This is a genomic window from Mesorhizobium sp. LSJC269B00, assembly GCF_000502815.1.
Lineage (GTDB): Bacteria > Pseudomonadota > Alphaproteobacteria > Rhizobiales > Rhizobiaceae > Mesorhizobium.
Genome location: NZ_AYVN01000005.1, coordinates 667,416 through 693,741, shown reverse-complemented (window position 1 = coordinate 693,741; position 26,326 = coordinate 667,416). Strand labels below are relative to the sequence as shown.

General features: G+C 63.6%; 22 protein-coding genes. 11 read left to right on the top strand and 11 right to left on the bottom strand.

The genetic code is table 11. From position 1 onward, the window contains the following. Position 1 precedes the first annotated feature (1 nt). The 3 genes from lpxA to lpxB are packed head-to-tail and all read left to right on the top strand — an operon-like array spanning position 2 to position 2,892. Positions 2–835: an acyl-ACP--UDP-N-acetylglucosamine O-acyltransferase gene (gene lpxA, locus X771_RS148510; protein ID WP_023688575.1), complete on the top strand. Its 834-nt coding sequence runs from the start codon at positions 2–4 to the stop codon at positions 833–835. Next, entirely contained in the window at positions 822–1,724 is a 903-nt protein-coding gene (lpxI, locus tag X771_RS148515; RefSeq protein ID WP_023688574.1) for a UDP-2,3-diacylglucosamine diphosphatase LpxI, read from the top strand. Before lpxA ends, lpxI begins: the two co-directional genes overlap by 14 nt. Further along, complete coding sequence (lpxB, locus tag X771_RS148520; RefSeq protein ID WP_023688573.1) at positions 1,714–2,892, top strand: lipid-A-disaccharide synthase; 1,179 nt, start codon at positions 1,714–1,716, stop codon at positions 2,890–2,892. The genes lpxI and lpxB overlap by 11 nt, the downstream gene beginning before the upstream one ends. Positions 2,893–2,993: 101 nt before the next feature. On the opposite strand, the gene gltA is transcribed toward lpxB, so the two are convergent. Next, a complete protein-coding gene (gltA, locus tag X771_RS148525; protein WP_023671037.1) occupies positions 2,994–4,325 on the bottom strand; it encodes a citrate synthase in 1,332 nt (443 codons plus the stop codon). 181 nt (positions 4,326–4,506) lie between these two features. Then, the gene (gltX, locus tag X771_RS148530) at positions 4,507–5,931 is read right to left on the bottom strand and encodes a glutamate--tRNA ligase (RefSeq protein WP_023688572.1); all 1,425 of its coding nucleotides are present in this window, start codon (positions 5,929–5,931) and stop codon (positions 4,507–4,509) included. A gap of 460 nt (positions 5,932–6,391) precedes the next feature. On the opposite strand from gltX, the gene arr reads away from it, so the two are divergent. Further along, on the top strand, positions 6,392–6,808 hold the full coding sequence (arr, locus tag X771_RS148535) for an NAD(+)--rifampin ADP-ribosyltransferase (protein ID WP_023688571.1): 417 nt from the start codon (positions 6,392–6,394) through the stop codon (positions 6,806–6,808). Positions 6,809–6,920: 112 nt separating this feature from the next. Then, positions 6,921–9,377, top strand: coding sequence for a ComEC/Rec2 family competence protein (locus tag X771_RS148540; RefSeq protein ID WP_023688570.1), 2,457 nt, complete (start codon positions 6,921–6,923; stop codon positions 9,375–9,377). Here X771_RS148540 and lexA read toward each other — a convergent pair. After that, on the bottom strand, positions 9,371–10,153 hold the full coding sequence (gene lexA / locus X771_RS148545; protein ID WP_023688569.1) for a transcriptional repressor LexA: 783 nt from the start codon (positions 10,151–10,153) through the stop codon (positions 9,371–9,373). The two genes, X771_RS148540 and lexA, sit on opposite strands and share 7 nt — an antisense overlap. Positions 10,154–10,358: 205 nt before the next feature. Then, positions 10,359–11,123: a GntR family transcriptional regulator gene (locus tag X771_RS148550; RefSeq protein ID WP_023688568.1), complete on the bottom strand. Its 765-nt coding sequence runs from the start codon at positions 11,121–11,123 to the stop codon at positions 10,359–10,361. Between the two features lie 167 nt (positions 11,124–11,290). Between X771_RS148550 and kynU the strand changes: the two genes are divergently transcribed. Next, positions 11,291–12,538, top strand: a complete 1,248-nt coding sequence (gene kynU / locus X771_RS148555; RefSeq protein WP_023688567.1) for a kynureninase — start codon at positions 11,291–11,293, stop codon at positions 12,536–12,538. A gap of 105 nt (positions 12,539–12,643) precedes the next feature. On the opposite strand, the gene kynA is transcribed toward kynU, so the two are convergent. Both kynA and X771_RS148565 read right to left on the bottom strand, forming a co-directional pair. Then, positions 12,644–13,480 carry a tryptophan 2,3-dioxygenase gene (gene kynA / locus X771_RS148560; RefSeq protein ID WP_031202749.1) on the bottom strand — a complete coding sequence of 279 codons (837 nt, stop codon included), beginning with the start codon at positions 13,478–13,480 and terminating at the stop codon, positions 12,644–12,646. Further along, positions 13,477–15,102: an AMP-binding protein gene (locus X771_RS148565; RefSeq protein WP_023684707.1), complete on the bottom strand. Its 1,626-nt coding sequence runs from the start codon at positions 15,100–15,102 to the stop codon at positions 13,477–13,479. The genes kynA and X771_RS148565 overlap by 4 nt, the downstream gene beginning before the upstream one ends. 166 nt (positions 15,103–15,268) lie before the next feature. On the opposite strand from X771_RS148565, the gene X771_RS148570 reads away from it, so the two are divergent. Then, positions 15,269–16,099 (top strand): alpha/beta hydrolase, encoded by an 831-nt coding sequence (locus tag X771_RS148570; protein ID WP_023688565.1) that lies wholly within the window; start codon positions 15,269–15,271, stop codon positions 16,097–16,099. 45 nt (positions 16,100–16,144) lie between these two features. Here X771_RS148570 and glp read toward each other — a convergent pair whose 3' ends face one another. The 5 genes from glp to X771_RS148595 are packed head-to-tail and all read right to left on the bottom strand — an operon-like array spanning position 16,145 to position 21,589. After that, positions 16,145–17,350 (bottom strand): gephyrin-like molybdotransferase Glp, encoded by a 1,206-nt coding sequence (gene glp / locus X771_RS148575; protein ID WP_023688564.1) that lies wholly within the window; start codon positions 17,348–17,350, stop codon positions 16,145–16,147. Further along, a complete protein-coding gene (moaC, locus tag X771_RS148580) occupies positions 17,351–17,833 on the bottom strand; it encodes a cyclic pyranopterin monophosphate synthase MoaC (RefSeq protein ID WP_023688563.1) in 483 nt (160 codons plus the stop codon). It abuts the gene before it with no gap. Between the two features lie 2 nt (positions 17,834–17,835). Beyond that, positions 17,836–18,648, bottom strand: coding sequence for an indole-3-glycerol phosphate synthase TrpC (trpC, locus tag X771_RS148585; protein WP_023688562.1), 813 nt, complete (start codon positions 18,646–18,648; stop codon positions 17,836–17,838). A gap of 3 nt (positions 18,649–18,651) precedes the next feature. Then, positions 18,652–19,662, bottom strand: a complete 1,011-nt coding sequence (gene trpD / locus X771_RS148590) for an anthranilate phosphoribosyltransferase (RefSeq protein ID WP_023688561.1) — start codon at positions 19,660–19,662, stop codon at positions 18,652–18,654. Positions 19,663–19,693: 31 nt separating this feature from the next. Then, positions 19,694–21,589, bottom strand: coding sequence for a peptidyl-prolyl cis-trans isomerase (locus X771_RS148595; protein WP_023688560.1), 1,896 nt, complete (start codon positions 21,587–21,589; stop codon positions 19,694–19,696). A 147-nt stretch (positions 21,590–21,736) separates the two neighbouring features. On the opposite strand from X771_RS148595, the gene tpiA reads away from it, so the two are divergent. The 4 genes from tpiA to X771_RS148615 all read left to right on the top strand — a co-directional run bounded on the left by tpiA (position 21,737) and on the right by X771_RS148615 (position 26,316). Beyond that, positions 21,737–22,507 (top strand): triose-phosphate isomerase, encoded by a 771-nt coding sequence (gene tpiA, locus X771_RS148600; RefSeq protein WP_023688559.1) that lies wholly within the window; start codon positions 21,737–21,739, stop codon positions 22,505–22,507. A gap of 196 nt (positions 22,508–22,703) precedes the next feature. Further along, positions 22,704–23,204: a preprotein translocase subunit SecG gene (gene secG, locus X771_RS148605; protein ID WP_023688558.1), complete on the top strand. Its 501-nt coding sequence runs from the start codon at positions 22,704–22,706 to the stop codon at positions 23,202–23,204. A gap of 201 nt (positions 23,205–23,405) precedes the next feature. After that, a complete protein-coding gene (locus X771_RS148610; RefSeq protein ID WP_023688557.1) occupies positions 23,406–24,524 on the top strand; it encodes a L,D-transpeptidase in 1,119 nt (372 codons plus the stop codon). 154 nt (positions 24,525–24,678) lie between these two features. Beyond that, positions 24,679–26,316 carry a CTP synthase gene (locus tag X771_RS148615; protein ID WP_081725397.1) on the top strand — a complete coding sequence of 546 codons (1,638 nt, stop codon included), beginning with the start codon at positions 24,679–24,681 and terminating at the stop codon, positions 26,314–26,316. The last annotated feature ends 10 nt before the right edge of the window (positions 26,317–26,326 follow it).

The following is a 26,326-nucleotide window of genomic DNA, read 5'->3' as shown; positions in this document are numbered from 1 at the left end:
CATGAAAATACAGACTTCAATCCACCACTCGGCCGTCATCGAGGCCGGCGCGCAGATCGGCGAAGGCGCCGCAATAGGACCTTTCTGCTATGTCGGCGCTGACGCCGTGATCGGTGACCGCGTCGAACTGGTCAGCCATGTCTCGGTGCTGGGCGCGACAACCATTGGCGCCGCGACCAAGGTCTATCCAATGGCGACACTGGGCGGACCGCCGCAGAACACCAAGCACAAGGGCGGCCGCACCACTTTGGTCATCGGCCAGAACTGCACGATCCGCGAAGGCGTGACCATGCATCTCGGCACCGATTCCAGCCGCGGCGAGACGACCGTCGGCGACAACGGCAATTTCCTTGCCTATGCCCACATTGCCCATGATTGCGTCGTCGGTAAAAACGCCACCTTCGCCAATGGCGCGACCCTGGGCGGCCATTGCGAGGTTGGTGACAGCGTTTATATTGGCGGCCTCAGCGCCGTTCATCAGTTCGTGCGTGTTGGTGACAACGCCTTTCTCGGCGGCTGCTCGGCTTTTGTCGGCGATGTCATTCCCTACGCCATTGCGGTGGGCAATCGCGCGAGCCTGCGTGGACTCAACATCATCGGCCTGAAGCGCGCCGGGTTGCCGCGCGCCGAAATCTACCTGCTGCGCAAGGCTTACAAGACCATCTTCGACCGCTCCCGCACTGTCGGCGAGAACATCGAATTCGCCAAGGCCGAGTTTGCGTCGTCGCCGACGGCCATGAAAATCATCGATTTCATCACCAGTCGCGGCAAGCGGCATTTTGCCGTCCCGTCGCTTAAGGGTGGCGACGGCGACGATGCCGATGACGAAGGCTGAGGCCACTTCAACGGGCCTCGATCTTGCGCCGGACGCAAGGGTCGGCATCATTGCCGGCGGCGGTAGCTTGCCGGTCGAAGTTGCCGCCGGCCTGGCGGAGGCCGGACATCCGCCCGTCATCATCCTGGTCGAAGGTCAGGCCGACCGTCAGTCCGACCTCACAATCTATGAGCATGAAAGCCTTGCGCTGGAAGACATCGGCTCGCTGGTTGCGTTGCTGAGGCGCCGGCGGATCACCCATCTTGTGCTTGCCGGCGAGATCAGGCGCAGGCCGCGGTTGGTCGACATGCGTCCGAACCTTGGCCTACTGGCACTTATACCCTCGCTCGCCATGGCGCTTGCCCGCGGCGATGACGGGCTGTTGAAGATATTGACCCGCGGCCTGGAGGCACGGGGCGTCAAGGTTGTCGGTGCGCATGAAGTCGTGCCCCGGCTCGTCGCGGCCGAAGGGCCGCTGACCAAAGCAGTGCCGCGAAAGTCCGACTGGCGCGATATCGAGGCGGCACACGCGGCGGCAAAGGCCATCGGCGCGCTCGACATTGGTCAGGCGGCAATTGCCATCGGTGGCCGCACTGTTGCCCTGGAAGGCGTCGAGGGCACCCACGGACTGCTCGAGCGGACGCAGCAGTTGCGCGGCCATGGCAGGCTGGCCGGCAAGACGCGCGGTGTCCTGGTCAAATGCGCCAAGCCTGGCCAGGAATTGCGTGCCGATCTGCCATCTATCGGCCACCGGACCGTCGAGGCGGCGCATGCCGCGGGGCTCGCCGGCATTGCCGTCGAAGCCGGCCGTTCGCTCATCCTCGAAGGCCCCGCCGTTGTCGCGCGCGCCAATGCGCTCGGCATGTTCGTGTTCGGCCTGCCGGCTGCGGAGTCTGTCCATGGCAGCTGAGAAGCCGCTGAAGATTGCCATCGTCGCCGGCGAAGAATCCGGCGACCTGCTGGGCGCCGACATCGTGCAAGCGCTGAAGCGCATGACCGGGCGCGAGGTGCAACTCGTCGGCACTGGCGGGCGGCATCTGCAGGCGCTCGGACTGGCGCCGCTGTTCGACGGCGCCGAGATCGCGCTGATGGGGCTCAGCGCCATCCTGCGTGACTTGCCGCGCCTGATGCGGCGGATCAGCCAGACGGCAAGTGCTGTTGCCGCCGAAAAACCCGACTGTCTGATCACCATCGACAGCCCCGATTTCTCGCTGCGCGTCGCCAAAAAGATCCGCGCCGCCGATCCGTCGATCCCGATCGTCCATTATGTCTGCCCGAGCGTCTGGGCGTGGCGGCCGGGTAGGGCGGCCGCGATGAAGCCGTATGTCGACCACATACTGTGCATCCTGCCTTTCGAGGTAAAGGAGCTCAGCCGTCTCGGCGGCCCGCCCGGCACTTACGTCGGACATCGCCTCACGCATGATCCAGGCGTGCTGGGCGCGGCCAGGGCGCAAGCCCAGCCACGCGATCTCTCGGCCGATCACGTCAAGACGCTGCTCGTCCTGCCAGGGTCGCGGCGCGGCGAGGTGAGCCGGCTTATCGGTCCGTTCGGCGAGACGGTGTCGGCGCTGCGCGCGCGTGGCCACCGGCTGCGGCTGTTGCTGCCGACGGTGCCGCATGTCGCCGAACTGGTCAAAACATCGGTGGCGCGCTGGGATCAGGAGCCGGAAGTCATCCTCGATCCCGAGCGCAAGTGGCAGGCCTTCGGCAAGGCCGATGCGGCGCTGATCGCGTCAGGAACGGTGTCGCTGGAACTGGCGTTGTCGGGTGTACCGATGATCTCTTGCTACAAGTTCGATCCGATCATGCTGATGGCGCAGAGCCTGATCACGGTGTGGAGCGCTGCTTTGCCCAACCTTATCGCCGACCGGCCGGTCGTGCCGGAAAGCTACAACCAGTATGTGCGGCCGCACTATCTGGCGCGGCAGCTCGAGGCACTGTTTTCAGACACCGCCTACCGCGCCTGGCAAAAGGACGGCTTTGCCGAAGTTGCCAGGCGCATGGCAACCGACAAGCCGTCCGGCGATATCGCCGCGGATGTCGTTCTTCGCCACATCGGGAGAGCGAATAGGGCTTAGTGAATAGTGAATAGTGAATAGGATTAACGCGCTCTCACCTATAATCGAGCTGCTACTTACTACCTGCTATTCACTACTTACCATTCACCATTCACTCTCTTTCACCTTTTCGCAATCGGCACGTAGTCGCGTTCCGGCGCGCCGGTGTAGAGCTGGCGCGGACGGCCGATCTTCTGGTGGGGATCCTCGATCATTTCCTTCCACTGCGCGATCCAGCCGACGGTGCGCGCGACCGCGAACAGCACGGTGAACATGGTGGTGGGGAAGCCCAGCGCCTTCAGCGTGATGCCGGAATAGAAATCGACGTTCGGATAGAGCTTCTTCTCGATGAAGTAGGAATCCGTCAGCGCGATCTTTTCCAGCTCCATGGCGATGTCGAGCAGCGGATCGTCCTTGATGCCGAGTTCGCCCAGCACCTCATGCGCCGTCTTCTGCATGATCTTCGCGCGAGGATCGTAGTTCTTGTATACGCGGTGGCCGAAGCCCATCAGCCGGAACGGATCGTTCTTGTCCTTGGCGCGGGCGATGAATTCCGGGATGTGGTCGACATGGCCGATCTCGCCCAGCATGTTGAGCGCGGCCTCGTTGGCGCCGCCATGCGCCGGGCCCCACAGGCAGGCGATGCCGGCGGCGATGCAGGCGAACGGATTGGCGCCCGACGAGCCTGCAAGCCGCACGGTCGAGGTCGAGGCGTTCTGTTCGTGGTCGGCATGCAGAATGAAGATGCGCTCCATGGCGCGCGCCAGCACCGGATTGATCTTGTATTCCTCGCACGGCACCGCAAAGCACATATGCAGGAAGTTGGCGGCGAAGTTCAGCTCGTTCTTCGGGTAAATGAAGGGCTGGCCGATATGGTATTTGTAGGCCATGGCCGCAATCGTCGGCATCTTGGCGATCAGGCGCATAGAGGCGACCATGCGCTGATACGGATCCGAAATATCGGTGGAGTCGTGATAGAAGGCCGACAGCGCGCCGACCACGCCGCACATCACAGCCATCGGATGCGCGTCGCGGCGAAAGCCGGTGAAGAAGCGCGACATCTGCTCGTGCACCATGGTGTGGCGCGTTACCCGGTAGTCGAAATCGTCCTTCTGCGCCTTGGTCGGCAGTTCGCCGTAGAGCAGGAGGTAGCAGACTTCGAGGAAGTCGCCATGCTCGGCCAGCTGGTCGATGGGGTAGCCGCGGTGAAGCAGGATGCCGGCATCGCCGTCGATGAAGGTTATCGCCGACTCGCAGCTCGCCGTCGAGGTGAAGCCGGGATCGTAGGTGAAGGCGCCGGTGGTGTTGTAGAGCGCACCGATGTCGATGACGTCGGGCCCGACCGAGCCGCTTCGCACCTTGAATTCATGCGTCTTGCCGGCCAGTTCGAGCGTGGCAGTCGACGGGTGCGTCGTCTTGCTGCCGGTTTCCAGTCTTGTCGCAGCTTCGCTCATTCTCAAACTCCTTCATGTTCCTCATGCCGGCAAGGCAATTCCGGCAAACGACACGTCGAAATCACCGGAATGCGCGAACTCGCCACCGCATTTTAGGAGGTGCGTGCCAGATTGGGCCAAGGCCTAATGTTGCACTGCGAAACCCGCCTTTCAATGCCAATCTTTTTGGGCCAGCTCGCTCCTAATCGATTTGATCCGCAATCCGCGCCAGGCTTTCCTCGCGGCCAAGCACGGCAAGCACGTCGAACACGCCGGGCGAGGTGCTACGGCCGGTAAGGGCCGCCCGGAGCGGTTGGGCCACGGCGCCGAGCTTGTGGCCGCCGGCCGCTGCGAACTCGCGCACCGCGGCTTCAGCCGCGGCAGCCGACCAATCGCCCGAAACAGTCTGCAAAGCGGCATGTGCGCCGCGCAGGATCGCGCGCGCGTCGGCACTGAGCAGTGCTGCCGCCTTCTCGTCGATCGGCAGCGGCCGCTCGACGAACAGGAAGGCCGCGCCATCGGCCAGTTCCACCAGCGTCTTGGCGCGCTCTTTCAGGCCCGGCAAGGCGGCCAGCAGCTGCGCCTTCCTGGCGTCGTCGAGACGGGCGGCGATAGCAGATCCGCTTTCCAGGTATGGCAGAGTGGCGACGAAAATGTCGAACAGCTCGGTATCGGCCATCTTGCGCATATGCGCGCCGTTGATTGACTCGAGCTTGGCGAAGTCGAAGCGCGCCGCACCCTTGTTGACATCGCCGATGTCGAACCACGAAATCATGTCCTTGATCGACATGATCTCGTCGTCGCCATGGCTCCAGCCGAGCCGCGCCAGATAGTTGAGCAGTGCCTCGGGCAGATAGCCCATGGCGCGATAAGCCTCGACACCGAGTGCGCCGTGCCGCTTCGACAGCTTGGCGCCGTCGGCGCCGTGGATCAGCGGGATATGCGACATCGACGGGACGTCCCAGCCCATGGCGTTGTAGATCACCGTCTGGCGCGCGGCGTTGGTCAGATGGTCGTCGCCACGGATGATGTGGGTGACGCCCATGTCATGGTCGTCGACGACGACGGCATGCATGTAGGTCGGATTGCCGTCCGAGCGCAGGATGATGAAATCGTCGAGGTCCTTGTTGGGGAAGCGCACCTCGCCCTGCACACGGTCGTGCACCACGGTTTCGCCCTCGGTCGGCGCCTTGATGCGGATGGCGCCCTTGACGCCGGGAGGCGCCTCCGAGGGGGCACGATCGCGCCACTGGCCGTTGTAGCGCGGCGGCAAGCCCTTGGCGCGTGCGGCCTCGCGCATCGCTTCGAGCTCGGCAGGCGTCTCGTAGCTGTAATAGGCCTTGCCCAGGCGCACCAGCTCCTCGGCCACCTCACGGTGGCGCGGCGCGCGCTCGAACTGCGATATGGCCTCACCGTCCCAGGAAAGGCCGAGCCAGGTCAGCCCATCCAGAATGGCCTGTGTCGCCGCCTCGTTGAAGCGTTCGCGGTCGGTGTCCTCGATGCGCAGCACCATCGTGCCGCCGGTGTGCCTGGCGTACAGCCAGTTGAACAGCGCCGTGCGCGCGCCGCCGATATGCAGATAGCCGGTGGGCGAGGGGGCAAAACGGGTGACGACCGTGTCGGACATGGAATTCTCGGGAACCTTGGAAAGCGGGGCGTGATCGCGCGGACTTTCGCGCTTTGCGCGTTCATGTAGCATAGGGGGTCTGGGGCGCAAGGGGCAGACCCGATGGCTGGATGAGGCCGGGGGCACGTCGGCAATTATCGGTTGCGTCAACTGGCGGTGGAGCCTTGTAGCACAAAATCTGTTCGCACCTCCGCGCAACCTCGTTTGGCAGCAGCGTCAATGTCTGGGTTTCATTCGGCTGCAGCGCCCGTCACAGTGCCTGGAACATCGCTGCGACGGTGGTAGCCCCCTCTGACGAGCGGACATTTCTTCACGGATGCGGCACTGCCCGACACAACGCCGCCGTGACAGCGTTGGCTTGGTCACGCATATTGACCTTTCTGCAATCATTATCGTGAACACCGCAACTGTGTGCAGTCCGGTCCGCCACGAAGGAGGCAGATTGAAAGAAGGGCTACCGATGACCGAAAACGCCGACCATACGGAGGGTGATCCGTTCTACCATGGTACCCGGGCGGATTTGAAACCCGGGGATCTGCTGAGCGTCGGCCACCCTTCCAATTTCAGAGGTAAACCACTGTCATGGATCTATTTCACCCAGACACTGGAAGCCGCCATCTGGGGAGCAGAGCTTGCAACGGGTGACGGTCGTCAAAGGATTTACATCGTAAAGCCGACGGGGTTTTTTATGGATGACCCTAACCTGACCGACAAAAAATTTCCCGGTAATCCGACGAAATCCTACCGCTCCCGTGATCCGTTGCTCATCCTGGGTGAACTCGGTGAATGGCAGGGTCATACACCGGAACAATTGAAGGCAATGCACGATGGGCTTGCTCGCCTGAGGGCGGAGGGCCAGGATATGATTGAGGATTGAGCGTCCTTGCCAGGTGATGGTCGATTCCGGCGCGGTGGACGTGATCACGCAGACTTTCGCGCTTTGCGCGTTCATGTAGCATAGGGGGTCTGGGGCGCAAGGGGCAGACCCGATGGCTGGACGTGGCCGGGGCACGAAGGAAGGCGAAGGCGCCGAGGCAAGCGTCAGCGAACGCTCGCTGTTTGCCGATAGTCCCTATGCCGAGCCGCTGCCCCTCGCGCTGCCTGAGCCGCATCCCGGCGTCGCGCCTGCGCTGCCCGGTCACGCGTTGCCGACGCAAGTCACAGCGCCCGGATCTATCGCCCGTCTGCGCAGACGGCTTCGCCGTCCGTCATGGCCCGCGCTCCGCCGCAGCCTTGCCGTGGCCGCCAACACGGAGCTCGACCGGGGCGTCGCCTTCCTGCTGGTGCCGGTTTTCCTGGCGGCCGGCGTCATCATTTATTTCTCGCTGGCCGGCGAGCCCGGCTTTGCGCAGCCAATCGCCATTGTGGTGCTGGCGACATGTTGCGCTGTCGCCACGCGATCGCAGCCGAGGACGCATCTGTTCTGCATGGCCGCGATGCTGTGCGCGCTCGGCGTCGTCGCCGCCAAGGTCGAGACCTGGCGCGCCGGAACGCAGATGCTCGGCTCCGAGATCCAGACACGGCTGACCGGCCGCGTCGTCAGTCTCGAACAGATGGAGAGCGGGCGCATCAGGCTGACGCTCGACGTGGTTTCGACCGCTTACCCCAAGCTGCGCTACGCCCCGGAGCGGGTCAGGCTCTCGGCGCGGACCGTTCCCGCCGATATGACCGCCGGCTCCCTGATCACCGGCTATGCCAGGCTGTTGCCGCCGACCGGTCCGGTGCGGCCAGAGAGCTCCGATTTCTCCTTCGACAGCTATTTCACCGGTATCGGCGGCAGCGGCTTCTTTCTCGGCAATCCGAAAACCATTGCTACGCAGGGACCGCCGCCGCTGACCGCGCGGCTCTCCTCGGCAATCGAGAACGCGCGCGAAAACATTGCCGACCATATCAGGGGCAAGATCGGCGGCGCCGAAGGCGAGATTGCCGCGGCGTTGATTGTCGGGGTGCGCGCTGGCATCCCGGACGAGGTCAACGAAGCGATGCGGCGCACCGGCATCTACCACATCATCTCCATCTCCGGCCTGCACATGGCGCTGGTTGCCGGCACCATCATGGCGTTGCTGCGTGGCGCCTTTGCGCTGTTTCCCGATTTCTCTTCGCGCCGGCCGGTGAAGAAATATGCGGCCGCGGCAGCGCTTGTCTCGATCGCCGCCTATCTCGTTATTTCAGGCGTCGTGGTTGCCGCCGAGCGCAGCTTCATCATGCTGGCGGTCATGCTTGTCGCCGTGCTGTTTGATCGCGCCGCACTCACCATGCGCAATCTGGCGATCTCCGCCATTGCCGTCATCCTGGTGTCGCCGCACGAGGTGGTCGGTCCCAGCTTCCAGATGTCGTTTGCCGCCACCGCCGCCCTTGTCGGCGCCTATGCCGGCTGGGCCGATTACCGCGCCGACAAGGTGAGAACGCCGTCGGCAAAGCGCTCCTTCGTCGGCTTCCTGTCGCGAAAATTCGCGCTGGCCATGGGCGGCCTCGCCATGACCTCGATCATCGCCGGCAGTGCAACCTTGCTGTTCGCCATTTGGCATTTTCAGCGTGTGTCGCCGCTCAGCCTGATCGCCAATCTGGCCGTGATGCCGATTGTTTCGTTGATCGTCATGCCCTTTGCCGTGCTCAGCGCACTGGCGATGCCGTTCGGCGCCGACGGGCCGTTCCTCTATGTGATGGGCAAGGGTCTGATGGCGATGATCGCTATATCGGCCTGGATTTCCGAGCGCTCGCCGGTCGACGCCGTCGGGCTGATCTCCATCCGCTCGGTGCTGTTGGTGGCGGTCGCCCTCGTCATCGCCACCATGGCCACCACCTGGCTCAGGCTGGCGGCCGTGCCTTTCGCGCTGGCCGGCCTGTTGACGGTGCCGCAGGTGCTTACGCCCGACGTGCTCATATCCGAGGACGCACATCTGGTGGCCATGCCGATCGGTGGCGGCGAACTCGCCCTCAACCGCGAACGCTCCAACGAATTCACCACGGACAATTGGAAACGGGCGCTGCGGGCCGAAACCATTATCCCGCCCGAGATTTTCGAGGCAACAGATACGCGGTTCGATCTCGATCCGCTCGATCTGCCGCCCGGGTCGCCCTTCTATTGCATGGGCGATCTCTGTATCGCCCGACACCCTTCCGGAGCCATTGTAGCCCTTGCCAAAGACCGCAAGACGGCGCGGCCGGCCTGTGCCTTCGCGAGCCTGATCGTCATCGATGACGCCACGGCCTACAATCCGTGCCGCGACCCGCTTGTGCTGGTCGTGACGAAGAAACAGCTGGCCCGCGACGGCAGCGCCGCCGTCTTCTTCGATCCGCAATCGGCAGCTGCAGCGCCAACCATCCGCTTCGCCGTCGACAAGCCGTATCGCCCCTGGCACGAGCAACGCCGCTTCTCCCGCGAAGCGCGCGGCCTGCCGCCTTACAACCAGCGTGAAAAGTACAAACCCAAGCCGGCTCAGTAGCGCCGGATCAATCCGACAAGCTTGCCCTGCACCTTCACCCTGTCCGGTCCAAAAATGCGGGTCTCGTAGGCCGGGTTGGCGGCTTCCAGGGCGATCGAGGCGCCCTTGCGGCGGAAGCGTTTCAGGGTCGCTTCCTCATCGTCGACCAACGCCACCACGATCTCGCCGGGGCTGGCTGTGTCGGCATTGCGGATGATGACCGTGTCGCCATCGAAAATGCCGGCCTCGATCATCGAATCGCCCTTGACCTCGAGCGCGTAGTGTTCGCCGCCCATGATCATGTCGGGCGGCACCGAGATCGAATGGGTCTGATGCTGGATGGCGTCGATCGGCACGCCGGCGGCGATGCGTCCCATAACCGGGATTGAAATCGCGGAAACGGCATCGTCATTGCCGGCAGACATCGAACGCGACGGCGAGCCCGGCTTGATCTGGCGGCCGAGACCGCCTTGGCCCATCCCGCCTTGTCCCTGGCCGCCTTGCCCTTGGCCGGCTTGACCAAGACTGCCCTGAATGACGCTCGGCGAAAACTTCCTCGCCGCGTTGAGGCCTGGTGCGATCGAGTCGGGTAGCCGCAGCACTTCCAGCGCGCGCGCCCGGTTCGGCAGCCGGCGAATGAAACCGCGCTCCTCAAGCGCCGTGATCAGGCGGTGGATGCCGGACTTGGAGGCGAGGTCGAGCGCTTCCTTCATCTCGTCGAAGGACGGCGGGATTCCGCTCTCCTTCAGGCGTTCATGGATGAACATCAGAAGCTCATGTTGTTTGCGCGTCAGCATCGCGGCCCCCAAGGGTTCTGAAACCAGAATCAGAAAAAACAAACCCAGAACAAACACTATCTGTTCCAGTTGTGTTCCGCAACCTTTTAAAGTTTAATGAATGTGTTGACGTTTTGTTCAGCGTAACGTTCGGCGCTGCGAGCGCCGCTCGTAGTCGTTGGCCGGCAACGGGGTGAAACGAAGACAAAGTGCCCTGCGTCGTCGGCTACGATCGCCGCTTCCTTTTCGGACGGGGCTGCGCAGCATCCGCGCCGGGTTCACTCTGGGCATAGACCTGCAGCGTGTAGCCGATGTGAGCGGTCATCAGAGTTTTCGCACGTTCGACGTCGCGATCGAGGGCCGCTTCCATCAGGGCGGTATGGTGTTCGATCGCCACGGCGTCGCGCAGGGCCGCCACGGCCTTCCGGTGGCCATCCGTGCGGCCGGCGGCGGCGCGCAGCGTCGGGGCCAGACCCAGAAAGCGGTGATGGCGATGCAATTGGTCGGAAATCGTCGCATTGAAGCGCAGCAGCCAGCTGGATGTCGCGGCACTGAGCAGCGCCGCATGGAAGGCATCGTGTTTTTCGTACCACGCGTCGACCGCATCATCCGATGGATCGTCGAGAACAGACCCGCACCGTGAGAGACGATAGTGGGCGGCAACGACCGCGTCTTCCCACTCACGGTCGCCCTCCTCGATCGATTCCACCAGCAGGGGCAGTTCGACCACCAGCCGCGCACGCGCCAAATCCTCGAGCTCCGCCCGAGAGACGGGAGCGACCGCAAACCCGCGGTTGCTGATGGCGGTCACAAGCCGTTCCGCCTCCAGCCGCGACAGCGCCTCGCGCAACGGCGTCCAGCCGATGCCGTAGGTGTTGCGCAGCGTGCTCAGCTTCAACGGCGCGGCAGGCGCCAGCCGGGTCGCAAGAATATCGCGCCTGAGCAGGCGATAGGCCGCTTCCGTCTTCGAGGTCTGCTCGTCATCCAGCATCGTGATCCATCAGACATAAACGCTCGGCGGATCATTATATATCAAAGCCTTTCAATGGGTGAATTATATATAATATTTGACAGTTCAAGGGCGACCACTCAAGATCGCCGGCATGTTTGGGCGGCAGGCTCCGCCGCGCGCGTTTGTCCATGGAAGGGCGCCGGATCATGAGCACGACACCCGATCTCGCTACAATCGATGCAATGGATGCCGCCGATCCGCTGCGCTCCATGCGTGAACGCTTTGTCTTGCCGCAAGGCGTGATTTATCTCGACGGCAATTCGCTGGGTGCCGCGTCACCAGCCGTCTTCAGCGAATTGCAACAGGCCGCCACGCAGGAATGGGCGCAGGACCTCATTCGCGCCTGGAACACGGCTGGCTGGTTCAACATGCCGGTGGAACTGGGAGATCAGCTCGGACGACTGATCGGCGCGGCTGACGGGCAGACGGTGGTCTGCGACACAACCTCGATCAACATCTACAAGCTGCTGCACGCAGCGCTCGGCATGCGGCCGGATCGGTCGGTCATCGTTGCCGAGGGCGACAGTTTCCCGACCGACCTCTACATCGCCGAAGGCGTCGCCTCGACCCGGCCGGGAACGCGGCTGCGGCTGGAGGGCGTCGACGCGGCCGCAATCGAGGAGCTGATCGACGACAGCGTTGCCGTCATCCTGGTCAACCACGTAAACTACAAATCCGGCCAGTTGCGCGACATGGCGGCGCTGACGCGCAAGGCACATGACGCCGGCGCGCTGATCATCTGGGACCTCTGCCACACCGCCGGCGCCTTGCCGGTCGAACTCGACCGTGCCAATGCCGATTTCGCTGTCGGCTGCACCTACAAATACCTCAATGGCGGCCCGGGCTCGCCGGCCTTCATCTACGCGGCCGAGCGCCACCATGGTGATATCAGGCAGCCGCTCAGCGGCTGGTGGGGCCATGCGCGGCCCTTTGCCTTCGAGCAGGGCTTTGCCGTCGGCAGCGGGATCCGCCGCTTCCTGTGCGGAACGCAGCCGGTGCTGTCGATGCGGGCGCTCAAGGGCGCGCTCGATATCTGGAACGACGTCGATATGGCAGCGGTGCGCAGAAAAAGCATCGCGCTGACCGACCTGTTTATCCAGCTCGTCGAAGCCAGATGCGGCGCCTACGGGCTTGAACTGGAAAGTCCTCGCGACGGCAGCCAGCGCGGCAGCCAGGTGTCGTTCCTCCATCCGCATGGCTATCAGGTGATGCGCGCGCTGATCGAGCGCGGCGTGATCGGCGATTTCCGGGCGCCGTCGACCATCCGTTTCGGCTTCACGCCGCTCTATGTCGGATATGGCGATGTCTGGCAGGCGGTCGAAGTCCTGGAGGATATTCTGCGCACCGGCGCCTGGCAGGACGCCCGCTTCGCGGTGAAGACCGCGGTTACGTGAGAAACTAGAGCAATTTCAGGAAAAGTGTGAAGCGGTTTTCCGTCCGAAATTGCGTCAATCAAAGAGCTAGAGCATTTCGCCGTTTCCGTTAAACGGTGAAATGCTCTAGAGCCGGGTGCGGACCGTCCAGAGCTCCGGAAACAGCACGACCTCCAGCATCTTCTTCAGATAGGAGGCGCCTGAGGTGCCGCCCGTGCCGCGCTTCAAGCCGATGATGCGCTCGACCGTGGTGACGTGGTTGAAGCGCCAGCGGCGGAAATAATCCTCGAAGTCGACCAGCTTCTCGGCCAGTTCGTAGAGCATCCAGTAGCGCTGCGGGTCGCGGTAGACGGTTTGCCAGGCAGCCAGCACGTCTTCGTTCTCGACGCGCGTCTCGCGCCAGTCCGTGCGACTGGCGTCGGCGCCGATGTCGAAGCCATTGCGCGCCAAAAGCAGAAGCGCCTCGTCATAGAGCGACGGCGTGGCCAGGATGGCTTCCAGCCTGTCCGTAAGGTCGGGCCGGTGCTTGTGCGGCCCGAGCATGGCAAGGTTGCGGTTGCCGGCCATGAACTCGATAGCGCGGTACTGCCACGACTGGAAGCCCGAGGATTGGCCGAGCGCGTCGCGAAACTCGGTGTATTCGCTTGGCGTCATCGTGCGCAGCACGTCCCAGGCATTGTTGAGCTGCTCGAAGATGCGCGCGACACGCGACAGCATCTTGAAGCTCGGTTCGAGGCGGTCGGCGCGGATCGAGCGGATCGCGGCGCCGATCTCGTGGAGGGCCAGTTTCATCCACAATTCGGATGTCTGATGCTGGATGATGAACAGCATCTCGTCATGGGCAGAAGACAGCGGCGCCTGCGCATCGAGCACCTTGTCCAGCTGCAGATAGTCGCTGTAGGACATCCGCTCCTTGAACGACATCTGCGCGCCATCGGACGCCGGATCGTGCGGCTTAATCAATTGATCTTCTCCGCGCGCAACCGGAAGCGCTGGATCTTGCCGGTCTGGGTTTTGGGCAAGGCGTCGATGAACTTCACGGAACGCGGATATTTGTAGGGCGCGATCGTTGCCTTGACGTGGTCCTGCAGGCGTTTGACGGTCAATGCGTCCGGCGAAACGCCTTGCACAAGCACGATATGCGCCTCGACGATCTGGCCGCGTTCACCGTCCTCGGCGCCGGTCACCGCGCATTCGGCGACGTCGGGATGCGAGAGCAGCGCCGCTTCGACCTCGGGGCCGGCGATGTTGTAGCCGGCGCTGACGATCATGTCGTCGGAACGCGCGGCGAAGTGGAAGAAGCCATCCTCGTCCTGCGTGAACGTATCGCCGGTGAGATTCCAGCCGTCGCGGACATAGTCCTTTTGCCTGGCATCGGCCATGTAGCGGCAGCCGGTCGGGCCGCGCACCGCCAGCCGGCCAGTAGAGCCGCGCGGCAACTCCCGCATCTCGTCATCGACGATGCGTGCCTGATAGCCGCCGACGGGTTTGCCGGTGGAGGCCGGCTTCATGTCGTCGAAGCGGTTGGAGATGAAGATATGCAGCATCTCGGTGGCGCCGATCCCATCGAGGATCGGCTTGCCGGTCTTCTCAGTCCATTCCTCGAAGACAGGCGCCGGCAGCGTCTCGCCCGCCGAAACCGCGACGCGCAGCGAGGACAGGTCAGCGCCTTGATCCATGGCCTTGAGCATGGCCCGATAGGCGGTTGGAGCGGTGAAGGAAATGGTCGCTTTGTAGGTCTCGATGATGTGGATCATGTTGGGTGGCGTCGCCTGTTCCAGCAGCGTCGCCGCGGCGCCGAAGCGCAGCGGGAAGATGGCGAGCCCGCCAAGACCGAAGGTAAAGGCAAGGGGCGGGGAGCCGACGAAGATGTCGTCGGGCGTCACCTCCAGGATTTCGCGGGCATAGGCGTCGGCGACGATCAGCAGGTCGCGGTGGAAATGCATCGTCGCCTTCGGCACGCCGGTGGTGCCGGAGGTGAAGCCGAGCAGCGCGACATCGTCGCGGCCGGTGTTGACGGCAGTGAAGGTGACCGGCTTGTCGAGGGCGGCTCGGTCGAGTTCCGCGTCATGGTTGGCCGTGCCGTCGAAGCCAATGACCTGCTTGAGATACGCATTGCCCTTGGCGCAGGCGGTCATCTCGTCCATCAGCCTTGTATCGCAAAGTGCGACCGTGATTTCCGCCTTGTCGACGATCTTGGCGAGTTCGCCGGCACGCAACATCGGCATGGTGTTGACGACCACCGCGCCCACCTTGGTGGCGGCCAGCCAGCAGGCGACCATGGCCGGATTGTTGGCCGAGCGGATCAGCACCCGGTTGCCCGGCTTGACACCGTAATTCTCGACCAACGCATGGGCGAGCCTGTTGGTCCAGTCGGACAGTTCCTTGTAGGTGCGGCGGCGGCCATTGCCGATCAGCGCGGTGTGGTCGCCGAAGCCTTTTTCGACCAGCCTGTCGGTCAATTCGACGCCGGCATTTATGTGGTCGGGATAGTCGAAGCCGTCGAGCAAAAACTCCGGCCATTGCTCCGGCGGCGGCAGGTTGTCACGCGTGAATGTGTCGATATGCGCTGATGGCCCAAGCATTTTCGGCTGCCCCTGTCTGCCTCGCGCCCATGGCTGAACAAGGCGCAGGATCGCACCAGTCGAAATTTGTTTCAAGCCTAAAATGTTTTTAGGTCGCAGCATTGACGCCGCCCTGTTCGGCGGCCATTCCTGTCGACTGAACTGAAGCCATCCGGGAGGGATGCAGATGCTCGAACATCGTGTTGCCGATTGGGACAATGCCTACGCCAACGGCGACAACATTGCCGCCAGCAATCGCTGGCCGGCCGCGTGGGACACACCGGCACAGGCTTTTCGCGACACAATGTCGGCGTCCGGTCGGGCCAAGCTCGACATCTCCTATGGCGACAGTCCACGCAACAGGCTCGATCTGTTCCTTCCCGATGTCATGCCCAAAGGGCTCGTCGTCTTCATCCATGGCGGTTACTGGAAGGCGTTCGACAACAAGCCATGGTCGCATCTGGCCAACGGCGCGGTTGCCAATGGCTTTGCCGTGGCAATGCCGACTTACACGCTTTGTCCCGACATACGCATTTCCGGCATCGTCAGGGAAATCGCGGCGGCGATCGGCAAGGCGGCGACGATGGTCGGCGGGCCGGTGATCCTGACCGGGCATTCCGCCGGCGGCCATCTCGCCTCCAGGATGGTGACGACAACGACGCCTCTGGCCGCCGATGTGGCCGGCCGCATACGCAATGTCGTCTCGATCTCCGGGGTTCATGATCTGCGGCCGATCATGCGGACGGGGATGAACGCGACACTGGCCATCGATGAAGCGGAAGCACTGGCCGAAAGCCCGGTTCTGCTGCGCCCCATGCAGGGCGCGCGCATCACCTGCTGGGCCGGCGGCGGCGAGCGGGCGGAGTTCCTGCGCCAGAATGCGCTGCTTGCCAACATCTGGATCGGCCTCGGCGCCACGACCAGCACAGTGGTCGAGCCGGACCGGCATCATTTCAGCATCGTCGACGGGCTTGCCGATCCGACACATCCGCTGACGCGGACATTGCTGGCGGAGTAACAACCAGTCTTGTCTCTTGGAATTAACGGCTTGGATCCGCGACCTTCAGCGCAACATCAGAACGCTGCAAGCGGCGCCTGCTTCTGCCGCCGGAGCGAAGGGCTCGCGCACGATCAGGCCGTTGGCGTCGGCCAGCATTCTCAGCATCGAGGAATCCTGGATGCCGAACGGCGTCGCCACCAATGCGCCGGCTTCTTCCCGGACCACGGCGCGCACATAGTCTTGCCTTAGATCATTGGCCGGCATCGCGGCGCCAAGCTGAGCCTGGCGGATGTCCTGCCGGTGGGGACGGCCGCCGAGCTGCGCCAACAGCGGCTTCAGGAACAATTGCGAGCAGACCAGGCTCGCCACCGGATTGCCGGGCAGGCCGATGCACCTGATATCGCCCAGCCGCCCGAACATCAGCGGCTTGCCCGGGCGCATGGCGAGCTTCCAGAAGTCGAGGTTCATGCCTTCGCCGGTCAGCACGTCATGGACGAGATCATGGTCGCCGACCGAGGCGCCGCCGAGCGTGACGATGACGTCGGCTTTCGCATCGACCGCCTTTTTCACCAGCGCCGCGATCGCTTCCTTGCGATCGGCCGCTATACCGAGATCGAGCGCGCGAGCGCCGACCGACTGCGCCACAGCAGCGACGCCATAGGCGTTGGACGAGATGATCTGGTCGGGGCCAGGTTCGCTGCCCGGTGGCAGCAATTCGTCGCCGGTGGCGATGATGGCGACCAGCGGCCGTTGCACCACGTTCAACCGGGGATGATTGGCCGATGCCGCCAGGGACAATGCAGCCGGATCGAGCACGCGGCCTTTTTCCAGCAGCACGTCGCCTTGCGCAAAATCCAGTCCAAGGCGGCGGATATTGCGGTTCTTCGCCGTCGGCTCGGTGACCTCGATCCGGCTACCGCCGAGATCGCGGACATTTTCCTGGATGACGATGGTGTCTGCGCCTTCCGGCAGCGGCGCGCCGGTGAAGATGCGCACGGCTTCCGCCTTGCCGACAGTGCCGTTAAAGCCCCGCCCTGCGGGCGCCATGCCGATCACCGAAAGCCTCGCCGGAGCGGACGCCACATCCTGCGCCCGTGCGGCATAGCCGTCCATGGCAGATGCATTGAAAGGCGGCTGGGTACGCAGCGCCACGACCGGCTCCGCCAGCACCCGGCCGGCCGCATCCGCCAGCGCGACGCTTTCACCGGGCAACGCCACAGCGCCGTCGAGGAGGCGTTGAAGCGCCTCGGCGACCGGAACCAGCGCCATTTACGAACCCGCCTTGTAGTTGCCGGACTTGCCGCCGGTCTTTTCCACCAGCCTGATGCCGGAAATCACCATGGCGCGGTCGACCGCCTTGGCCATGTCGTAAATGGTCAGGCACGCCACCGACGCCGCGGTCAGCGCCTCCATCTCGACCCCGGTCTTGCCGGTGACGCGGGCAAGCGCGGTGACCCTGAGGCCGGGCAGCGTGGTGTCCGGCTCGATGTCGACCGACACCTTGGTCAAAAGCAGCGGATGGCAGAGCGGAATCAGCTCATGCGTTTTCTTGGCAGCCATGATGCCGGCAATGCGCGCGGTGCCCAGCACATCGCCCTTCTTGGCGTTGCCGTCGAGGATCATTTTCAGCGTTTCGGCCCGCATCGAGACAAAGCCCTCGGCGACCGCCGTGCGCGTCGTCTCCGCCTTGTCGCCGACATCGACCATGTTGGCCTCGCCCTTGGCGCCGAGATGGGTGAGGGCGGCTGCCATCCTCAGATGGCCTCTGCTTTCGCCTTGCCTGTCAAAAGCAGCCGCGTTGCCGCAGCGACATCCTCTTGCCGCATCAGGCTCTCGCCGACGAGGAAGGTGCTGATGCCGGTCTTTTGCATCCTGAAGCAATCGTCGTGGGTGAAAATTCCGCTCTCGCTGACCAGCAATCGGCCGCCCGGCACCATCGATGCCAGCCGTTCCGAGGTCTCGAGGCTGGTCTCGAATGTTCTGAGATTGCGGTTGTTGATGCCGATCAGCTGCGACGAGAGTTTTACCGCGCGCTGCGTCTCGGCCTCGTCATGCACCTCGATCAGCGCGTCCATGCCGAGTTCGAACGCGGTCGCTTCCAATTCGCTCGCCAAGGCATCATCGACGCTGGCCATGATGATCAGGATGGCATCGGCGCCCCATGCGCGAGCCTCGTAGACCTGGTAAGGGTCGAACAGGAAATCCTTGCGCAGCGCGGGCAGGGACACTGCCTTCCGTGCATTGGTGAGAAATTCCGGCGCGCCCTGGAAGGATGGCGCATCGGTCAGCACCGAAAGACAGGCGGCACCGCCTTTCTCATAGGCCTGCGCCAGTGCGGGCGGGTCGAAATCGGCACGGATCAAGCCTTTGGAAGGGCTTGCCTTTTTGATCTCGGCGATCAGGCCGAAGCTGCCCGATCTGCGCTTCGCCTCAAGCGCCCTCAGAAAGCCACGCGGTGCGTCGGCATCCTTGGCTCGCGCCTTGATCTCGGCCAACGGTATCCGCGCCTTCGCCGCCGCGATCTCGTCGCGTTTGTAGGCCTCGATCTTGCGCAGAATGTCAGCCACGGCTCACCCGTTCGAAATCTCGACCAGCCTGTCGAGCACGCCCAGCGCCCGGCCGCTGTCGATGGCCTGTGTGGCCGCGGCCATGCCGTCGGCAAGCGTCGTCGCCTTGCCGGCTACCACCATGCCGGCGCCGGCATTCATCAGCACCGTATCGCGATAGGCGCCGGCAGCACCGCCCAGCATGTCGCGCAACGCCTTGGCATTGTAGGCGGCATCGCCGCCGCGCAGCTCGTCCTTGCTGTGGCGCTGCAGGCCGACCGCTTCCGGGGTGAGCGTGAAATGACGGATCTCGCCACCGGCCAGTTCCGCAACCACAGTCTCGCCGGTGGTAGTGATCTCGTCATAGCCGTCGCCATGGACGACCCAGGCATGCTCGGTGCCCAGCGCCTTCAATGTCTCGGCCACCGGCACGATCCATTCCGGCAGGAACACGCCGACCATCTGCCTGCTGACGCCGGCCGGATTGGACAGCGGTCCGAGCAGGTTGAAGATGGTGCGCGTGCCGAGCTCGACGCGGGTCGGGCCGACATGCTTCATCGCAGGGTGGTGCGCTGGCGCGAACATGAAGCCGACGCCGGCCTCCTGGATGCAGCGGCCGATCACCTCTGGCAGGATATCGATCTTGACGCCGAGCGCGACCAGCACATCGGCAGCGCCCGTCAGCGACGACAGGCCGCGATTGCCGTGCTTGGCGACCGGCACGCCGCAGCCGGCAATGACGAAGGCCGAAGCGGTCGAGATGTTGACTGAATGCGAATTGTCGCCGCCCGTGCCGACAATGTCGATGGCGCCCTCAGGAGCTTCGACGCGCAGCATCTTGGCACGCATGGTGGCGACGGCGCCGGAAATCTCGCTCACGGTCTCCCCGCGCACGCGCAACGCCATCAGGAAGCCGCCGATCTGGCCCGGCGTCGCGTCGCCAGACATGATGATGTCGAAAGCTTCGCGCGCTTCCTCGAAGGTAAGCCCGGTTCCCGTGGCGACCTTGGCGATATGGGTCTTCAGGGCGCTCATTGGGCCAAGACGTTCATTGGGCTAAGGCCATTCATTGGGCGAGGGCTTGGGAAACGGCGGCCTGGTCGACGCTGACGGCGTACTGCGTCTGCAACTGCGCCACCAGCTGGTCGAGCAGATCGTCGGACATGCCTTGCGTGAAGGATTTTTGCGCATCGTCGGGTACCGAGCTGGCGTCGGCTCCGGCCGGCTCGAACACTTCGGCGACCTTGAACAGGATCTGGCCGTCGCCGGTGGGCGAGGGGATCAGCCCGGTGCCGCCTTCGCCGACCCCGAACATCGCAGCAGCACCCTCCTTGCCGAAATCGACATCGTCGGCCTCGCGCTTCACGCCGCGCTTGGTCTGCTTTTCAAGCTTCAGTTCGCCGGCGATGACGTCGAGTGTGGTGCCAGCCTTGAGGCGCTTGTCGAGTTCGTCTGCTTTCGCGGTCAGCCGCTTGGTCGTTTCCTCTGTCGTCCAGTCCGCCACCACGCGCTGGCGGACTTCGTCCAGCGTGCGGTCGCGAGCCGGCGTGATCGATGTCAGTTCATAGAACACGAAGCCGTTGTTAGGCGTGGTCAGGGCTTGATTCTCGGTGTTGGGCTCGGCCTCGAACACCGCCTTGATCAGGTCCGGCGATGCCGGCAGGTCCTTGATGATGGTGCCGTCCGGCTTGAGGCCGGTGCGGTCTATGGCCTCGACGGTGACGTCCTTGAGCTTCAGTTTGGCGGCGGCTTCGGCCAGCGTGCTGCCGGCGGCGCGGGTGTCTTCGTAGTTGTCGTGCACGTCGAGCAGGATGCGGCTTGCTTCGCCGAGCGCCAGATCCTTTCGGATCTGGTCTGACACTTCCGCCAGCGGCTTCACCGTTTCCGGTTTGATCTCGGTGACGCGCAAAAGCACCGGACCGAACGCGCCCTGGACGACCGGGCTGACTTCGTTGACGGCAAGCGCGAATGCGGCATCGGCGACCGCCTTGTCGGTGATCTTATCCTTGGAGAGCGTGCCGAGCAGCGTGTCGGCCGGGGTCTTGCCCTGCGCGGTGACGATCTTGTCGAAAGTGGCGCCCGTCTTCAGCGAATCGGATGCCGCCTTGGCGGCGTCCGCGGAAGGGAACACCAGCTGTTCGATGGTGCGCATTTCCGGCGTGGTGTAGCGGCCCTTGTTCTTGTTGTAGTCGTCGCTGACCTGCTGGTCCGTTACGGCGCTGACATCCATGATGTCTTCGGGCTCGAGCCGGACATAGGAGAATTTGCGGTATTCTGGCGCCGCGTAGGTTTTCTTGTTGGCCTCGAAATAAGCCTGAAGCACGCTGTCGGATGGCGCCTCGATGGGCTCCACCAACGCCTTTGGCAAGATCAGATAGTCGATGGTGCGGTCTTCGCCCCGATAGAGCGCAACTGCCTTGAAGAAGGTGTCCGGAGCCTTGAGGCCGTCCGAAACCGCTTCGACGATCTGCTGGCGCACCGCCACCTGAGCCCGGTTCTTCAGATAATCCTCCGGCCGCATTCCCAGTTCGCGCAGCCGGGATTCGAACAGCCGGCGGTCGAACTGGCCATTCGGGCCTTGGAAGGCGGGTTCCTGCCGCGTCAGTTCGGCCAGCCTGTCCTTGGAGAAGCCAAGCCCGAGCTTGCGCGCCTGTTCGTCAAGGACGGCGCCGGACACCAACTGAGCCAGCACCTGGTTGTCGATGCCATAGGCCTTGGCCTGGTCGCGGCTGATGCGCTGGCCGATCTGCTGCTGCAGCATGGCGATCTGGCGATCGTAGGCGAGGCGGTACTCGGTGATCGACACGGTGGTGCTGCCGGCGGTGATCACCGCATGATGGCCAGCCAGGAAGCCGCCCGTCATCCGCGTGGTGACGCCCCAGGCAAGGAAACTCAACACCAGCAGCGACAGCAGGGCTTTCGCGACCCAGGTCCCTGCCGCGCTTCTCAATATACCAAGCATTGTTACTTCCGATTTTTGCGCAGTTTTGCGTGCGCCCGAGTCTGAAACAAGCGCAATAGCGCCCTTCCGGCTCACTGTCGATTGCTTTGTGGCCTGATTTTGATAGGGAGGGCGAGACCCCAATGTCGCCCGGAGAACCAGATCCCCATGACGCCAGGAATTCGACCGCTCGTTGCCGGCAACTGGAAAATGAACGGCACCAGCGCTTCGCTGAACGAGCTCAGGATGATCGGCAACGGCTTCATGAGCGGGCTCGACGCAGAGACCGAAGCATTGGTCTGCGTGCCGGCGACCTTACTGTCGCGCGCCGTCGAAATCCTGTCGCGCACGCCGGTGCGGGCCGGTGGCGAGGACTGCCACATCAAGGAAAGCGGCGCCTTCACCGGCTGCGTCTCAGCCGAGATGCTGAAGGATGCGGGCGCCAGCCACGTCATTGTCGGCCATTCCGAGTGCCGCGAACAGCGCAGCGAGGACGATGCCATCGTCCTCGCCAAGGCCTCGGCGGCGTGGCGGGCAGGGCTCGTCGCCATCATCTGCATCGGCGAGACCAAGGCCGAGCGCGAAGCGGGCACAGCACTCGACGTGTTATCGCGCCAGGTCGCCGGCTCGGTGCCACCGAGCGCAACGCCCGCCAACACCGTTATCGCCTACGAGCCGGTATGGGCTATCGGCACCGGCCTGACGCCGACCGCCGAAGACGTGGCGGAGGCGCACGCGCATATCCGCCAAAAACTGGCGGAAGCGCTCGGCGCAGCCGTGGCCGGCAAGATGCGCATCCTCTATGGCGGCTCGGTCAAGGCGTCCAACGCTGTCGAACTGCTAGGCGTCAAAAACGTCGATGGCGCGCTGGTTGGCGGCGCCAGCCTGAAGGCGTCCGACTTTCTCGCCATCGCCGAGGCATACCAGAATATCTCGTAGGCCCCGGAATTTCGTTGCCGACCAGTTCGGTCATAGACTTATGAACGCAGCAGTTCGGCGGAAATCGTTGCAAAGGGCGCATTGCTTCCCATATTCCGGCCACGGGCTTGGAAATGCCGTCAAAGCATTGTATTGAGCCGCCTCCAAATCACCGGCCCTGATCGCCAGGGAGCGGCAGGGCTTGCCAGGATAAAATATGGAAACCGTACTGATCGTCATCCACCTCATGGTCGTGCTCGCCCTTGTCGGCGTGGTGCTGCTGCAACGCTCCGAAGGCGGTGGTCTCGGCATTGGCGGCGGTTCCGGTTTCATGACCGCGCGTGGCGCCGCCAATGCGCTGACGCGGGCGACGGCGATCCTGGCCGCGGCCTTCTTCGTGACGTCGCTGACACTCTCGATCGTTGCCCGCTATGGCGAAAAACCGATCGACATTCTCGACCGCGTGCCGGCCGACAGCGGCAACGGCGTGCTCAATCAGTTGCCCGGCACGACGGCGCCGACGCCGCCTTCGGGCAACACCGCACCGGCCGCGCCCGCGGCCAACGGCGCCGCCACGACGCCGCCCGCGACGGCTCCCGCCACCACAGCCCCGGCGACGGCTCCATCTCCGGCGACGCCACCTGCAACCGATTCGGCTGCGCCGCCGGCTACCAATGGCGTTACCTTGCCGGTCACGCCGCAGGTTCCGAACCAGTAGTCGGTACGGTCAGATGCCGCGATCTGTTGTTGTTTCAACACAGTCGCGGCAAATGGCACACGATCACGAAGATTCGACGGCACCCCGTGCTTGAGGCCCGTACGCCACTTCGATTATAGATTGCCGGCGGCACTTTCTGCGCCCTTGGGGGGCGCCGGGCGACGCCGTGGGCAACAAGCATTGAACGATCGGATCTTCGCCATGCAGCTTCGCAGCTTCATTTTCATGGGGTTTTGTGCCGTATTCGGCATGAGCTCCGCGGCCTTCGCCGGCACTCCGGCAATGACCTCACCGCAGGCGGTTGGCAAAACCGCTGTCATCAACGTCGCCGCCAAGAGCGATGCGACGCAGCTGAAGCTTCTCAAGAAGAAGAAAAACCCGAGCCCGGATGATCTGGCTCAGATCAGCAAGCTCGAAGACAAGATCGCCGCCGACAGGGATCTCGCCCGCGTCAAGGCGCTCGAGGCCCGCAAGGTGGCGATGCGCGATGCGGCGAAAGCCAGGGCCGACGCCCAGCGCCAGGCGTTCCTGGCCAGCAAGGGCAAGCCGGTGGTGATCGCTGACGCCAAGCCAGGCAAGAAGATCACCAAGATCATCGCTCCGGTTGACCCGATCGCGCCGGTCGAGCCGATCGAATCGGCCGAACCGCTTCCGGCCGAAGCGATGAATATCGCGCTGACCGGCAACAATGGCGAATTGCGCAGCGAGGCCCCGGGCCAGAAGCCGACGAGTGGCGGACTGTTCGCCGGCCTGTTCGGCGGCACGTCCTCTGCCTCGTCCATTGCCTATCTCCCCGAGACGCGCGCTCTCGACCAGGCTCTCGCCAAGCGGCAAGCCAAGAAACAGTTCAAGGTGAAGCCGGAATTCGTGCCGCAGGACGTCGAATTCAGCGGCTACGAGCCGGGTACGATCGTCATCGATACCAGCGCGCGCCGCCTCTACCTCGTCGAATCGGCTTTCACCGCCCGCCGCTATGCGATCGCGGTCGGCCGCGAAGGCCTGCAGTTCAAGGGCAAGGTTGCCGTTGGCGACAAGCAGGAATGGCCGCGCTGGATCCCGACGCTCGACATGCAGAAGCGAGAACCCAAGCATTATGGCCAGTACAAGGACGGCATGCCCGGCGGCGGCCAGAACCCGCTCGGCGCCCGCGCCATCTATCTCTACGATGGCAAGAAGGACACGCATCTGCGCATCCACGGCACCATCGCGCCGCAGTCGATCGGAACCAGCGCTTCCAATGGCTGCTTCCGCATGATCAACGAGCACGTCATGGACCTCTACAGCCGCGTCAGGGTCGGCACCAAGGTCGTCATCATCTGACGCTTTCACAAACCTGCCGAAAGGGCCGGCTTTTGCCGGCCCTTTTGTTTTGACCAAAACACCAGTCTCGAACCTCGGGACTATCGCGCCTTCTCTGGAAAAAGCCTCAGCGGCGGTTTTTTCTCTGGCGGAATCAATTCGGCCGCGTTAAGCGATGACTCCCATGGCGCGATATGTATTCATCACAGGCGGCGTGGTTTCCTCACTTGGAAAAGGCATCGCTGCAGCGGCCCTTGGGGCTCTCTTGCAGGCGCGAGGCTATCGCGCACGCATCAAAAAGCTCGATCCCTATCTCAATGTCGATCCCGGAACGATGTCGCCTTACCAGCATGGCGAGGTTTTCGTCACCGATGACGGCGCCGAGACCGATCTCGATCTTGGCCATTACGAGCGCTTCACCGGCCGCTCGGCCAACCAGCAGGACAACATCACCACCGGCCGCATCTACAAGAACATCATCGAGCGCGAACGGCGCGGTGACTATCTCGGCGCCACCGTGCAGGTCATTCCGCACGTCACCGACGAGATCAAGAATTTCGTCCTCGACGGCAATGACGACTATGATTTCGTGCTGTGCGAGATCGGCGGCACGGTTGGCGATATCGAGGCGATGCCGTTTCTCGAGGCTATCCGCCAGCTCGGCAACGATCTGCCGCGCAACAACGCCGTCTATGTCCACCTGACCTTGATGCCTTACATCCCGACGGCCGGCGAGCTGAAGACCAAGCCGACCCAGCATTCGGTCAAGGAACTGCGCGGCATCGGCATCGCGCCCGATATCCTGCTGGTCCGCGCCGACCGCGCCATCCCCAAGGAAGAGCGCAGAAAACTGTCGCTGTTCTGCAATGTGCGCGAAAGTGCCGTCATCCAGGCGCTCGACGTGCCCCACATCTATGACGTGCCGATGGCTTACCACAAGGAAGGGCTCGATTCGGAAGTGCTGGCCGCCTTCGGTATCGATCCGGCGCCGAAGCCGCGCATGGAGCCCTGGCAGGCCGTGTCCAACCGCATCCACAATCCGGAAGGCGAGGTGACGATTGCCATTGTCGGCAAATACACCGGCCTCAAGGATGCCTACAAATCGCTGATCGAGGCTTTGTCGCATGGCGGCATGGCCAACCGCGTCAAGGTCAAGCTCGACTGGATCGAGAGCGAGATTTTCGAGAAGGAAGACCCCACGCCGTGGCTGGAAAAGGTGCACGGCATCCTGGTGCCCGGCGGCTTCGGCGAGCGCGGCTCGGAAGGCAAGATCCTGGCGGCGAAATTCGCCCGCGAGCGCAAGGTGCCGTATTTCGGAATCTGCTTCGGCATGCAGATGGCCTGCATCGAGGCGGCGCGCTCGCTGGCCGGCGTCGAACACGCCTCGTCGACCGAATTCGGTCCGACCGACGAGCCGGTCGTCGGCCTGATGACCGAATGGCTGAAAGGCAACATGCTGGAGAAGCGCCGCGAAACCGGCGATCTCGGCGGCACCATGCGGCTCGGCGCCTATCAGGCTGAACTCGCCAAGGGTTCGAAGATCGCCGACATCTATGGCGACACCCAGATTTCCGAGCGCCATCGCCACCGCTACGAGGTCAACATCGACTACAAGGAGCGGCTTGAGGATTGCGGCCTGGTGTTTGCCGGCATGTCGCCCGACGGTGTGCTGCCGGAAACGGTCGAATATCCCGACCATCCCTGGTTTATCGGCGTCCAGTATCACCCGGAGCTGAAGAGCCGGCCGCTCGAGCCGCATCCGCTGTTCGCCAGCTTCATCTCGGCCGCGGTGGACCAGTCGCGGCTGGTATAAGCAGGCCGCG

Bases quoted from the DNA above. Each gene is read 5' to 3' on its own strand.
- lpxA (WP_023688575.1), top strand. From the start codon at position 2: ATGAAAATACAGACTTCAATCCACCACTCGGCCGTCATCGAGGCCGGC.
- lpxI (WP_023688574.1), top strand. From the start codon at position 822: ATGACGAAGGCTGAGGCCACTTCAACGGGCCTCGATCTTGCGCCGGAC.
- lpxB (WP_023688573.1), top strand. From the start codon at position 1,714: ATGGCAGCTGAGAAGCCGCTGAAGATTGCCATCGTCGCCGGCGAAGAA.
- gltA (WP_023671037.1), bottom strand. From the start codon at position 4,325: ATGAGCGAAGCTGCGACAAGACTGGAAACCGGCAGCAAGACGACGCAC.
- gltX (WP_023688572.1), bottom strand. From the start codon at position 5,931: ATGTCCGACACGGTCGTCACCCGTTTTGCCCCCTCGCCCACCGGCTAT.
- arr (WP_023688571.1), top strand. From the start codon at position 6,392: ATGACCGAAAACGCCGACCATACGGAGGGTGATCCGTTCTACCATGGT.
- X771_RS148540 (WP_023688570.1), top strand. From the start codon at position 6,921: ATGGCTGGACGTGGCCGGGGCACGAAGGAAGGCGAAGGCGCCGAGGCA.
- lexA (WP_023688569.1), bottom strand. From the start codon at position 10,153: ATGCTGACGCGCAAACAACATGAGCTTCTGATGTTCATCCATGAACGC.
- X771_RS148550 (WP_023688568.1), bottom strand. From the start codon at position 11,123: ATGCTGGATGACGAGCAGACCTCGAAGACGGAAGCGGCCTATCGCCTG.
- kynU (WP_023688567.1), top strand. From the start codon at position 11,291: ATGAGCACGACACCCGATCTCGCTACAATCGATGCAATGGATGCCGCC.
- X771_RS148565 (WP_023684707.1), bottom strand. From the start codon at position 15,102: ATGCTTGGGCCATCAGCGCATATCGACACATTCACGCGTGACAACCTG.
- X771_RS148570 (WP_023688565.1), top strand. From the start codon at position 15,269: ATGCTCGAACATCGTGTTGCCGATTGGGACAATGCCTACGCCAACGGC.
- glp (WP_023688564.1), bottom strand. From the start codon at position 17,350: ATGGCGCTGGTTCCGGTCGCCGAGGCGCTTCAACGCCTCCTCGACGGC.
- moaC (WP_023688563.1), bottom strand. From the start codon at position 17,833: ATGGCAGCCGCCCTCACCCATCTCGGCGCCAAGGGCGAGGCCAACATG.
- trpD (WP_023688561.1), bottom strand. From the start codon at position 19,662: ATGAGCGCCCTGAAGACCCATATCGCCAAGGTCGCCACGGGAACCGGG.
- X771_RS148595 (WP_023688560.1), bottom strand. From the start codon at position 21,589: ATGCTTGGTATATTGAGAAGCGCGGCAGGGACCTGGGTCGCGAAAGCC.
- tpiA (WP_023688559.1), top strand. From the start codon at position 21,737: ATGACGCCAGGAATTCGACCGCTCGTTGCCGGCAACTGGAAAATGAAC.
- secG (WP_023688558.1), top strand. From the start codon at position 22,704: ATGGAAACCGTACTGATCGTCATCCACCTCATGGTCGTGCTCGCCCTT.
- X771_RS148610 (WP_023688557.1), top strand. From the start codon at position 23,406: ATGCAGCTTCGCAGCTTCATTTTCATGGGGTTTTGTGCCGTATTCGGC.
- X771_RS148615 (WP_081725397.1), top strand. From the start codon at position 24,679: ATGACTCCCATGGCGCGATATGTATTCATCACAGGCGGCGTGGTTTCC.